Genomic DNA, 11,689 nt, shown 5'->3' with positions numbered 1-11,689 from the left:
TGGATCACGGTTTTCTGCTCCGCGAGAGCGAGGTTGATGCCAATTTCATGACGGTGATTTCGGCCTTCAAACTACTGTCTCCAACACTCTGATAAGGATGCCAATCCATGCGTCTGCGTTTTGCTTGTGTCGTGCCTTTCGCTCTTGCTGCGAGTCTTCCGCTCCATGCCCAGACTCTTTCCGAAGCCATGCAGCGCGCACTGGATGTACACCCCGAAGTCCAGGCCGGCATCAATAGCCGGATGTCCGCCGACTACCAACTGAAGGCCGCCAAGGGCGGTTACCTGCCGAAAGTCGACCTGCTCGCCGGCTACGGCCGTGAGGGTTCCGACAACACCACCACCCGTGGCCAGGGCGACCACTGGAAGACCATGACCCGTGGCGAATCGTCGCTGCGCCTGCAACAGATGGTGTTCGACGGCTTCGCCACCTCCAGCGAAGTGGCCCGCCAGCAAGCCACAGTCAATTCCCGTGCCTACTCGCTGCTCGGTACGTCGGAAAGAACGGCCCTGGACGCAGCCCAGGTCTACATCGACGTGATCCAGCGCCAGGAGATGGTCCGCCTGGCGGAAAACAACCTGAAGAGCCACCAGCGCATCTATGACCAGATCAGCCTGCGCAGCAGCCGTGGCGTCGGTCGCCTGGCCGACCAGGACCAGGCCGAAGCGCGCCTGGCCCAGGCCCGCAACAACCTGATCACCGAGCAGACCAACCTGGCTGACGCCCGCACCAACTTCTATAGCGTAGTCGGCATCGACCCGGTGGACCTGAGCGAGCCGGCCGGCCTGGCGGGCCAACTGCCCACCGACATCGCCGAAGCCCGCCAGACCCTGTTGGCCAACAGCCCGATCCTGCGTTCCGCCGAGTCGGACGTCGCCGCTGCCGAGAAGCAGTACGACGCGGCCAAGTCCTTCTTCTACCCGCGCTTCGACGCCGAGCTGAGCCGTGGCGCCGACAACGACCTGGACGGCCAGAACGGCCACGTCAACGAATGGCAGGCCATGCTGCGCATGCGCTACAACCTGTTCGCCGGTGGCAGCAACAAGGCCGACCTGGAATCCAAGGCCTACCAGATCAACCAGGCGCTGGACATCCGCAACAACGCCCTGCGCGTGCTCAACGAAGACCTGGGTCTGTCCATGAACGCCCTGGCCAACGCCCGCGAACAAATCCCGATCGCCCAGCAATATGTCGACTACAGTACCCGGGTACGCGAGTCCTACCAGAAGCAGTTCAGCATCGGTGAGCGCACCCTGCTGGACCTGCTGGACAGCGAGAACGAACTGTTCACCGCGTCCCGCCGCCTGGTGGAAATTCGCTACGTCGAACTGTTTACTCAGTACCGGATCAAGGCGACCATTGGCGAACTGCTCAAGAGCCAGGGCGTGGTTGCGCCGATGGCCTCCGTCGTCCAGTCCGAACTCAAGCCCGAGGCGACCCTGCCGGGCCTGAACTGAGCCTTCACCCGTCCTAGAGAAAGAGTGTCCAAGCGTGGATCCAGAAGTCAGCCGAGTACCCTTCAGTCACGATCCACGCGGACAGCTTGACGATCCACTCCTGGATAGCCTGCTCTCCCTTTGCCTGCAGCATCAGCGTCCGGCCAGCCGAGCCATGCTCACCGCCGGCCTGCCGCTGCCCGGCCAGCGCCTGACCCCCGAGCTGCTGCCCCGTGCCGCAGCCCGTGCGGGCCTGCAGGGGCGGGTGCTGCAACGCAAGCTGGAGCAGATCCCGGCGATCGCCTTGCCGGCCCTGCTGCTGCTCAAGGAAGGGCGCTGTGCCCTGTTGCTGTCCTGGGAAGAAAATGGCGACGCGCGCCTGCTGCTCAGCGAAAGCGATGGTGGCGAGGTGCGGGTCAAGCGCGAACTGCTGGCCGAGGACTACAGCGGCCAGTCGTTCTTCGCCCAGCCGCAGCACAAGTTCGACCTCAACCACGGCAGCCTCATTCCCCGGGTCAGCCACTGGTTCCGCGACACCCTCAAGCGTTCCCGCTGGCTCTATATAGATGCGGTGGCCGCCAGCCTGCTGATCAACCTGATCGGCCTCGGCGCCCCATTGTTCGTGATGAACGTCTACGACCGCGTGGTGCCCAACCAGGCCGCCGCCACCCTCTGGGTGCTGGCCATCGGCATCTCCGGCGCCTACCTGTTCGACCTGCTGCTCAAGACCATGCGCGGGCTGTGCCTCGATCTTGCCGGCAAGAAGACCGACATGATCATCTCGGCCACGCTGTTCGAGCGCATCGTCGGCATGGCCATGAAGAACCGCCCGGCGCGGGTCGGCAGCTTTGCCCAGAACATCCACGAATTCCAGTCGCTGCGGGACTTCCTCGCCTCGCTGACCATGACCAGCGTGATCGACCTGCCGTTCACCCTGTTGATCCTCCTGGTGATCGGCATCCTCGGCGGCCACCTGGTGTGGATCCCCGTGGTCGCCTTCGTCCTTGCGATGACCATCGGCTGGCTGCTGCAGAAGCCCCTGGTGGAAACCATGGACCGCACCATGGCGCTGTCCGCCGAGCGCCAGTCCAGCCTGATCGAAACCCTGGCCGGCCTCGACGCGGTCAAGGTCAACAACGCCGAAAGCGAGCGCCAGTACCTCTGGGAGCAGACCATCGGCACCCTCGGCCGCCTCGAGCTGCGGGTGAAGATGCTCTCCAGCCTCTCGCTCAACCTCACGCTGCTCATCCAGCAGTTGGCCGGCGTGGTGATGATCGTCGCCGGCGTCTACCTGATCATTGCCGGCGAGCTCAGCATGGGCGGCCTGATCGCCTGCTACATGCTCAACGGCCGCGCCCTCGGCCCGATGACCCAGCTCTCGGGCCTGATCACCCGCTACCAGCAGGCGCGCCTGACCATGCACTCGGTCAACCACATGATGGAGCTGCCCCAGGAGCGCCACGAGGATGAACGCCCGCTGACGCGCCAGACCCTGCAGGGCGCCGTCGAAATGCGCCAGCTGAACTTCACCTACCCGAACCAGCAGACCCCGGCGCTGAACAACATCAACCTGATCGTCCGCCCCGGCGAGAAGATCGGCATCGTCGGCCGCAGCGGCTCGGGCAAGAGCTCCCTGGCCAAGCTCATCGTCGGCCTCTACCAGGCCGACTCCGGCAGCCTGCTGATCGACGGCGTCGACGTGCGCCAGCTGGACGTCAGCGACCTGCGCCACAACATCGGCTACGTGCCCCAGGACATCCAGCTGCTGGCCGGCACCCTGCGCGACAACCTGGTGTCCGGTGCCCGCTACGTCGAGGACGAACTGGTGCTGCAGGCTGCCGAGCTGTCCGGCGTCCACGAATTCGTCCGCCTGCACCCCCAGGGCTACGAGCTGCAAGTGGGCGAGCGCGGGCAGAACCTCTCCGGCGGCCAGCGACAGAACGTCGCCCTGGCGCGCGCGCTGCTGCTCGACCCGCCCATCCTGCTGCTCGACGAGCCCACCAGCTCCATGGACAACACCGGCGAGGAACGCCTCAAGCAGCGCCTCAACGCGGTGATCACCAACAAGACCGTGCTGCTGGTCACCCACCGCGCCTCCATGCTCTCGCTGGTGGACCGCCTGCTGATCGTCGACAAAGGGCAGATCATCGCCGACGGTCCGAAGGACGCCGTGATGGAAGCGCTGAAAAAGGGGCAGATCAGTGTCGCGTAAGTCTCTGGGCCAATCGTTGCTGAGCTATTTCAAAGGCCGCGAAGACCTCTCCGGCCAGCCCCTGCCGGAAGTCAGCAAGGCACTGGTCGAGGACGCCCCCCGCGTGGTGCGCCTGACCATCTGGACGCTGATCGGCTTCACCCTGTTCCTCGGCTTCTGGGCGCATTTCGCCGAGATCGACGAAGTCACCCGTGGCGATGGTAAGGCGATCCCCTCGTCCAAGCTGCAGAAGATCTCCAACCTCGAAGGCGGCATCATCTCCGAGATGTTCGTCCACGAAGGCCAGGTGGTCGAAATCGGCGACCCGTTGTTGCGCCTGGATGCCACGCGCTTCCAGTCCAACGTCGGCGAAACCGATGCCGACCGCGTCGCCATGGCCCTGCGCGTCGAGCGCCTGAGCGCCGAGGTGGAGGGCCGCGAGCTGGCCATCAGCGAAGAGCTGCGCGCCAAGGCACCTGGCCAGGCGCAGAGCGAGGAAGCGCTGTTCGGCAGCCGCCAGCAGCAGTTGCACGACGAAGTCGCCGGCCTCGAAGAGCAACTGGTGCAGAAACAGCAGGAACTGCGCGAATTCGCCTCCAAGCAGGGCCAGTACCGCAACAGCCTGGAGCTGCTGCGCCAGGAGATCGCCATCTCCGAGCCCCTGGTAGCCGACGGCGCCATCTCCAAGGTGGAAGTGCTGCGCTTGCGCCGCGCCGAAGTGGAGAACCGTGGCCAGCTCGAGGCCACCAACCTGGCCATCCCCCGCGCCGAATCGGCGATCAAGGAAGTGGAACAGAAGATCGCCGAAACCCGCTCGCGCTTCCGCAGCGAGGCGCTCACCCAGCTCAACGAGGCGCGCACCGACCTGAACAAGGCCGAGGCCACCGGCAAGGCGCTGGAGGACCGGGTCAACCGCACCCTGGTCACCTCGCCGGTGCGTGGCATCGTCAAGCAACTGCTGATCAACACCATCGGCGGCGTGATCCAGCCGGGCAGCGACCTGGTGGAAATCGTCCCGCTGGACGACACCCTGCTGGTGGAAGCGCGCATCCGTCCCCAGGACATCGCCTTCCTCCACCCCGGGCAGAAGGCCATGGTGAAGTTCACCGCCTACGACTACACCATCTACGGCGGCCTGCAGGCCGAGCTGGAGCAGATCGGCGCGGACACCATCACCGACGAAGAGGGCAACAGCTTCTACCTGATCAAGCTGCGTACCCGCAAAAGCCACCTGGGCACCGATGAGAAGCCGCTGCTGATCATCCCCGGCATGGTCGCCTCGGTGGACATCATGACCGGCAAGAAGAGCATCCTCAGCTACCTGCTCAAGCCCATCATCCGCGCCCGCGCCGAAGCCCTGCGCGAGCGTTGATTGCTTCACGCCGTGCCGCCCTCCGGCACGGCGTTCATCGCTTCGTCACATCGCCTTCACGCGCCAGTGGACAGCCCGCCGGCCATCTCGTAGCGTTCGCTCCATCGCCGCAACCGCGCAAGGAGCACCACCATGGACGCATTCATGCAGGCCGCCATCGACGAAGCCCGCCAGGGCCTGGCCGAAGGCGGCATTCCCATCGGCTCGGTCATCGTCCACAAGGGCCGTATCATCGGCCGTGGCCACAACCGCCGGGTGCAGGAAGGCAGTGCCATCCGCCACGGTGAAATGGACGCCTTCGAAAACGCCGGCCGCCAGCCCGCCAGCGTCTACCGCGAAGCGGTGCTCTACACCACGCTGTCGCCGTGCTCCATGTGCAGCGGCGCGATCCTCCTTTACGGCATCCCGCGCATCATCGTCGGCGAGAACCGCACCTTCCTCGGTGAGGAAGAACTGCTGCGCTCCCGCGGCGTCGAGGTCGAGGTGCTGCAGGACGCCACCTGCATCGCCCTGATGGAAGAATTCATCGAGGCCCGCCCGGAACTCTGGAACGAAGACATCGGCGAATAACGCCGCCCGGTACAGGGACGTACGCATGCCATCCACCTCCCTCCAGGCCCGCCGGTGCCGGTCATGAGCGCTCAGCTCCGCTCCCTCGGGGTGTCGCTGCGCCTGCTCTGCTACCTGCTGTTCGGTGTGCTCACGGCCCTGCCGCTGGCGCTGCTCTCCCTGCTGTTGCCCTGGAGCACTCATCTGTTCTCGGCGTTTTTGTTGCTGGGCGCCTGGGCGGGTACCGTCGGCCTGGTGCGTGCGTTGCTGATCGAGCCGGCCCAGGCTTCGCTGCTGGGCAACCTGACCACCAGCGCGCTGCTGATGATCGGCATACGGGCCATGTTGTTCGGGCTGCTGGTTGACCAAGACTCGGAAAGCCTGCGCCAGGGTGGCCTGGAGCAAGACTTCGACCTGCGCATGCTGGGCCTGCTGGCGATGGTCTACGGGCCGATACTGGTCGCCCTGCATTACCTGGCGCGCGTGGCCTGGACCTTCTACCGCGACGCCGATTGCCAGGGCCTGCGCCTGCTCGCCGGCCTGGCCCTGGTCATATTGCTGGTCCCGCAGCTGGTCAAGCTCGCCTGGCCCATGCTGCTTCCGGTGTTCATGCAGATCACCTAGTCCTCCCTTCTTTTCCCGCCCAAGGATCGACCATGAAACCCGCCTCGCTCGCCTTGACCCTCGCCACGCTGCTGCTCGCCACCCGCGCCGGCGCCGCCGACTACAGGCTCAACGACCTCTACGGCCCCTGGTGCCTCAAGGGCATGTCCCTGACCCAGGACGGCGAGCGCGAACCCGACAACTCCACCTACGACTTCACCCGCGCAGGCACCCTCGACTACAGCATGGGCGGCTTCACCCAAAGCGGCGCCTACCGCGTCGAAGGCGACACCATCAGCACCGAAGGCATGGGCAACTACAAAATCGTCTCCATCGGCAAGCAGGAGATGGTGCTGCACTACATGGGCTACTTCTTCTACCAGCGCGGGGCGTGCGAGTAAGGCATGGATGAGATCTTTGGCGGGGTGTTGCGGGTGTTGGGGTGGTTTCTCCAGTCCATCATCATCGATATCCTCTGCTGGCTGCTCTACTGGATCGGCTTGCCCTTCATGCGCCTGCTCAGCCTGGGCCGAACGACAACACCGAATCCATCCTCACCGGTTGCCTGGGCCTGGTGATCGTCGTGCTCGTCATTCTCTGGGCGACGGGGCAACTGTAGGTCGGGTGCAACCCGACGACCCCAGCACGGAGTCATGCCGTGTGTAGATACCGTCTTGATCCCTAGTGAGCAAGGGCCAGTTTTACGTCGTACGGCTGGCCCGATTTCAAGACGCCATAAGCGATGTTCAGCAGCTTACGCATCGCTGCGCAGATGATCTGCATGCCGGTCTTGCCCTTGGCTCTGAGGCGTTCTCTCATCGCTTTGATCGCCCCGTTGTGCTGCAGGGCGCAAACGGCAGGCATGTACAGCCCAGCACGCAGCCGCGATGAGCCCATCTTGGAAATGCGGGTCTGCCCCCGGTACTTACCAGACTCCTGCAAACGCGGGTTGAGTCCGGCAAAGGCGGTAATCGCGCGGCTGCTGGTGAAGCGATGAGGGTCGCCCAGCTCCGCCAGGATCAGGGCGGCTGTCTTGTCCGCGATGCCATCGATGCTGGTCAACAGATCACGTTTGCCACGCAGATCCGGGTCATTGTCGATGTGGTCGTTGATGGCTTTGAGGGTTTCCTCGATCTGTTGCTCGATGTGCCGCAACACTGAGCGGATCGACTCCTGCACGCTGGTATCGGCCACCTCCAGGCGATTGCTCTCCATCTGCTGGATTTCCTGCAGATCTGCCAGGCGCCGCATCAGTGCTTTCAGGCGCCGTATGGCGCGAGGTTCAGGCTGCCAGGGCCGTAGCTCATCTTGGTGGCGCTCGCCGTATTCGGCGATCAGCTTGGCGTCGACCTTGTCAGTTTTCACGCGCTGCAGCTGACTGCGGGCGTAGTGGGCGATCTGCGCAGGGTTGAGGACGCAGACCCGATAGCGCTGTTCCAGCAGCCATTCGGCCAGGGCTTCATGGTGGATGCCGGTGGCTTCCATCACGACCCAGGCACCCGCCTCGCTGTGCTTGTTCAGCCACTCCTGCAGCGTGCGAAAGCCCGCCTCGCTGTTGGCCAACTTGGCCTTGGTGCGGTACTTGCCGTTCGCCTGCAGGGTGGCGATATCGAACGTATGCTTGGCAATGTCGATACCAATGACACTGGGCATGTGAGCTCCTCCTGATCGTTCCAAATGCGATCATCACTGCACCCGGCCCAACCTTGTGAATGCGAGCTCTGGGCTCAAGATACCGTTCGGGCTGTTCGAGTGAGTGTGGAGGGGCGGAGCACTATCTACGTCGCAGGCTCAGGGCCTAAGGGTGGACACGACTTCCAGCCCCTCCCCCGATGATCAGTCGGGAACTATTACCCCTGAAGGGGTAGTTAGTCGAGATACAAGGGTGGATGACGCTCTTTTCATCCACCAATGGCGGTCCGTCCGGGCTGTGAGGGTGGGTCTCGCTGCGCTCCACCCATTTCGCGAATGAATTCGCTCCTACGGTCGGGGAGGGTGCCTGGCCGGGAGCGCTGCGCGCTCCTTGGCGACTGAAGTCGCCCCTACAGGTCCTGCCACGGAGTCATGCCGTGTGTAGGGTGGATGACGCTCTTTTCATCCACCAATGGCGGCTCGTCCGGGCGATGAGGCTGGGCGTCGCTGCGCTCCATCCATTTCGCGAATGAATTCGCTCCTACGGTCGGGGGAGGGGCGCTGTAGCGGTGCCGCGACGGTGGGGTCCGCTGCCGTAGGTTGGCGCCTCGCGCAGCGAGGCCCAACGGCGCAATGCCGAATGGGGCGCCATTTACCCCTAACCGACGAACGACCCCGTGCAAACCCGGCGTTCCTTCTGTCCAGATGCCCTGCAATCCATTCGACCCCGGGAGGTCAGCATGCACCTGGAAGGCTCCTGCCATTGCCGAGCCGTGTCCTTCAGCCTGGACAGCACCCACCCCTATCCCTACCAGCGCTGCTACTGCTCCATCTGCCGCAAGACCCAGGGCGGCGGTGGCTATGCCATCAACCTCTCCGGGGATGCGCAGAGCCTGAAGGTCACCGGGCGCAAGCACATCAGCGTCTACCACGCGCGGCTCAAGGAGGAGGGCGACAAGCGCGCCCATGCCAGCACCGCCGAGCGGCATTTCTGCTCGCTGTGCGGCAGCGGGCTGTGGCTGTTCAGCCCGGAATGGCCGGAACTGATCCACCCCTTCGCCTCGGCCATCGACACGCCCCTGCCGGTGCCGCCGGAGCACACCCACCTGATGCTCGGCTCGAAAGCCGAATGGGTGGAGGTGGAGGCCGGCGCCAAGGACCAGCGCTTCGACCTCTACCCGCAGGAGTCCATCGCCCAGTGGCACCAGCGCCTGGGCCTGGAGGGCTGATCAGGCCGTGCGCGGCACCTCGTCCACCTGGGACAGCGGCGCCGCCACGCTTTCCAGCGGCTGGCGCTCCGCTGCCACGCCCCAGAACGCCTGCACCAGGCCGGCGCCGACCATCAGCGCGGCACCGATCAGGTAGCCGATGAACACGTTGCTGCGCTCGGCGCTCTCGATCAACTGGCCGAACAGCAGCGGGCCGACGATGCCGCCCAAGCCGGTGCCGAAGGCGTAGAACACGGCGATGGCCAGGGCGCGGATCTCCAGCGGGAAGGTCTCCGCCACCGTCAGGTAGGCCGAGCTGGCCGCTGCCGAGGCGAAGAAGAAGATCACCATCCAGGCGAGGGTCTGCTGGGTGGCGTCGAGCATCTCCTGCTGGAACAGGTAGCCGCTCAGGGTCAGCAGCACGCCGGAGATGATGTAGGTGCCGCTGATCATCACCCGCCGCCCTACATGGTCGAACAGCCGGCCGAGCAGCAGCGGCCCGCAGAAGTTGCCCAGGGCGAAGGGCAGGATGTACCAGCCCACGTTCTCGCTGGGCACGTCGTAGAAGTCGGTCAGCACCAGGGCATAGGTGAAAAAGATGGCGTTGTAGAAGAACGCCTGGCTGGTGAGCAGGCTCAGGCTGACGATGGCGCGGCGCCGGTGCACGTTGAACAGGGTGTGGAACACCTCGTTCAGCGGCGTGTGGTCGCGGCCGCGCAGGCGCATCTTCGGCAGGTGATCGACGCTGGAAAGCTCATGGCCCTCGCGGCGGAAGCGCGCCTCGATGTCGTCGATGATCGCCAGGGCCTCCTTGGGCCGGTTGTGGATCATCAGCCAGCGCGGGCTTTCCGGCAGCCACAGGCGCATCAGCAGGATCACCAGGCCCAGCGCCGCACCGATGCCGAAGCACAGGCGCCAGCCCATGTCGCCGCCGAGGATGTCCGGGTCCAGCAGGATCACCGAACCCACCGCGCCCAGGGCCGCGCCGACCCAGAAGGTGCCGTTGATGCCCAGGTCCACCCAGCCACGGAAGCGCGCCGGGGTGAACTCCTGGATGGTCGAGTTGATGGCCGAATACTCGCCGCCGATGCCGGCGCCGGTAAGGAAGCGGAACAGCATGAAGCTCCACATGTTCCAGGCGAAGGCGGTGGCGGCGGTGGCGCTGATGTACACGGCCAGGGTGAGGAAGAACATCTTGCGCCGGCCGATGCGGTCGGTGAGCCAGCCGAAGAACAGCGCCCCCAGCACTGCTCCGGCGATGTACATGCCGCCGGCCAGGCCCACTTCGGCGTTGGTCAGGTGCAGCACGGGGCTGTCCTTCAGCGCGCCGGCCACCGAGCCCGCCAGCGTCACCTCCAGCCCGTCCAGCAGCCAGGTGATGCCCAGGGCCATCACCAGCAGCGTATGGAAGCGGCCCCAGGGCAGGCGGTCCAGGCGCGCCGGCAGGTCGGTCTCGTAGCAGTGCGGGTCGTCGCCCGTGGTCGCGCGTTCCCGGGCGGCATCGGCGGGCAGGGTGGTCGAGTTCATCGCAGGCTCCCTTGATCTTGTTCTTGCAGGCCGTGGGCCTGGCCATTGATCAAGAGAGCGCGGTGTCTGGCGGGGAGTTCAGGTTGTTTGCCGACCGGCGCAGGGCGCGCCGGTGGCGGGGCGGGCGGTCACAGGCTGCTGAGGACCTTGGCTTTCGCGCTCTCGTACTCGGCGGCGGACAGCTTGCCCGCGTCGAACTGCTTCTTCGCCTCGGCCATGCCCTTGGCCAGCTTCTCGGCGCTGGCGGACGCGGTCGCCGGGTTCATCAGCTTGGCCATGCCGGCCAGGGCGCCGAAATCCCCCTTGCCCTGGAAGGAGAAGGAGTCGCCTTCATCCACGGTGCTTTCGACGGTGGTGCTGCTGGTGGTGCGCGGTGAGCCGACGGTCGTGTGGCTGACCGTGCCAGGCGTCGCACCGGAGAAGGCGGCGGAAAAGAGCGCGTCGAAGGCCGGGGTTCCCGGCATGGGGATGTTGGGCATGGGAGCGCCCGCCGTTCCGGCGGTTCCGGCAACGCCGGTGGTACCCGGCATGCTGGCAAAGCCGAACCCCGAGCGCTCTTCCATGCCGCGGACGCGGTTCTTTTCGCGCCACTCCTGTTCCTGCCGCTGGCAGTACACGTACAGGGCGCGGGCGCTCACCGGCTCCAGGCCGTCGATGCGCACCAGGGTGCCGTTGTACAGGCGCAGGCTCAGCACGGCGCCGAACAGGCCCGGCAGCAGGTTCTCGTCGATGGCGGCGTCCTGCAGGTCCTGCCAGCGGATGTCGTGCATGCGGTAGCCGCCGAACACGCGGCGGATGAATACGATCAGGCGCATGTTGGTGGCGACCACGATCTCCCGCCGGTGCTTCAGCGCCTTCAGGCGCAGCTGGTGCGAACTCTGGATGACGGTCTCGTCGGTGAGCAGCAGGGACTTGAGGGTGGTGAGGGCGGCCTCGATCCGGTCCATGGACATTTCCTGGGAAGTGGAGTGGCGGCAGATTGCCAGCTGGCGCCATGTCGGGCAAGCGCTCTGCGACGCACTTCACACGACCGTGTTGACAGCGCGTGTGCTGCGGGTTTTCAATGCGCGCCTTTCCGATCCACCCCTCCATCCAAGTGGTGAAGCCAATGCCCCGCGCCAGCCAACACGCCTGATACCGACGACGGTTCACCGAGCCCTGTTGCTGGCCG

General features: G+C 65.3%; 11 protein-coding genes. 8 read left to right on the top strand and 3 right to left on the bottom strand.

Features of this window, described 5'->3' with window-relative positions:
- Positions 1-107: 107 nt before the first annotated feature.
- The 7 genes from PSm6_RS28550 to PSm6_RS28520 all read left to right on the top strand — a co-directional run bounded on the left by PSm6_RS28550 (position 108) and on the right by PSm6_RS28520 (position 6,729).
- Positions 108-1,457, top strand: a complete 1,350-nt coding sequence (locus PSm6_RS28550) for a TolC family outer membrane protein (protein ID WP_031288730.1) — start codon at positions 108-110, stop codon at positions 1,455-1,457.
- A gap of 34 nt (positions 1,458-1,491) precedes the next feature.
- Positions 1,492-3,648, top strand: coding sequence for a type I secretion system permease/ATPase (locus PSm6_RS28545; RefSeq protein ID WP_031288729.1), 2,157 nt, complete (start codon positions 1,492-1,494; stop codon positions 3,646-3,648).
- On the top strand, positions 3,638-4,999 hold the full coding sequence (locus tag PSm6_RS28540) for an HlyD family type I secretion periplasmic adaptor subunit (RefSeq protein ID WP_037022326.1): 1,362 nt from the start codon (positions 3,638-3,640) through the stop codon (positions 4,997-4,999). The genes PSm6_RS28545 and PSm6_RS28540 overlap by 11 nt, the downstream gene beginning before the upstream one ends.
- Positions 5,000-5,131: 132 nt before the next feature.
- The gene (locus PSm6_RS28535) at positions 5,132-5,569 is read left to right on the top strand and encodes a nucleoside deaminase (protein WP_043245969.1); all 438 of its coding nucleotides are present in this window, start codon (positions 5,132-5,134) and stop codon (positions 5,567-5,569) included.
- Positions 5,570-5,632: 63 nt separating this feature from the next.
- Complete coding sequence (locus PSm6_RS28530) at positions 5,633-6,172, top strand: hypothetical protein (protein WP_265168991.1); 540 nt, start codon at positions 5,633-5,635, stop codon at positions 6,170-6,172.
- Between the two features lie 32 nt (positions 6,173-6,204).
- Positions 6,205-6,552, top strand: a complete 348-nt coding sequence (locus tag PSm6_RS28525) for a hypothetical protein (protein ID WP_265168990.1) — start codon at positions 6,205-6,207, stop codon at positions 6,550-6,552.
- A 3-nt stretch (positions 6,553-6,555) separates the two neighbouring features.
- Entirely contained in the window at positions 6,556-6,729 is a 174-nt protein-coding gene (locus tag PSm6_RS28520; RefSeq protein WP_265168989.1) for a hypothetical protein, read from the top strand.
- Positions 6,730-6,832: 103 nt separating this feature from the next.
- Here PSm6_RS28520 and PSm6_RS28515 read toward each other — a convergent pair whose 3' ends face one another.
- Positions 6,833-7,804, bottom strand: coding sequence for an IS110 family RNA-guided transposase (locus tag PSm6_RS28515; protein WP_265167841.1), 972 nt, complete (start codon positions 7,802-7,804; stop codon positions 6,833-6,835).
- Between the two features lie 719 nt (positions 7,805-8,523).
- Between PSm6_RS28515 and PSm6_RS28510 the strand changes: the two genes are divergently transcribed.
- On the top strand, positions 8,524-9,012 hold the full coding sequence (locus tag PSm6_RS28510) for a GFA family protein (protein ID WP_265168988.1): 489 nt from the start codon (positions 8,524-8,526) through the stop codon (positions 9,010-9,012).
- Here the strand turns inward: PSm6_RS28510 and PSm6_RS28505 are convergent, their stop codons facing one another.
- The gene (locus PSm6_RS28505; RefSeq protein ID WP_265168987.1) at positions 9,013-10,518 is read right to left on the bottom strand and encodes an MFS transporter; all 1,506 of its coding nucleotides are present in this window, start codon (positions 10,516-10,518) and stop codon (positions 9,013-9,015) included. It abuts the gene before it with no gap.
- Between the two features lie 128 nt (positions 10,519-10,646).
- Entirely contained in the window at positions 10,647-11,465 is an 819-nt protein-coding gene (locus PSm6_RS28500) for a PH domain-containing protein (RefSeq protein WP_265168986.1), read from the bottom strand.
- Positions 11,466-11,689: the final 224 nt, after the last annotated feature.

This window comes from Pseudomonas solani, assembly GCF_026072635.1.
GTDB lineage: Bacteria > Pseudomonadota > Gammaproteobacteria > Pseudomonadales > Pseudomonadaceae > Metapseudomonas > Metapseudomonas solani.
This window is presented reverse-complemented; position numbering and strand designations above follow the sequence as displayed.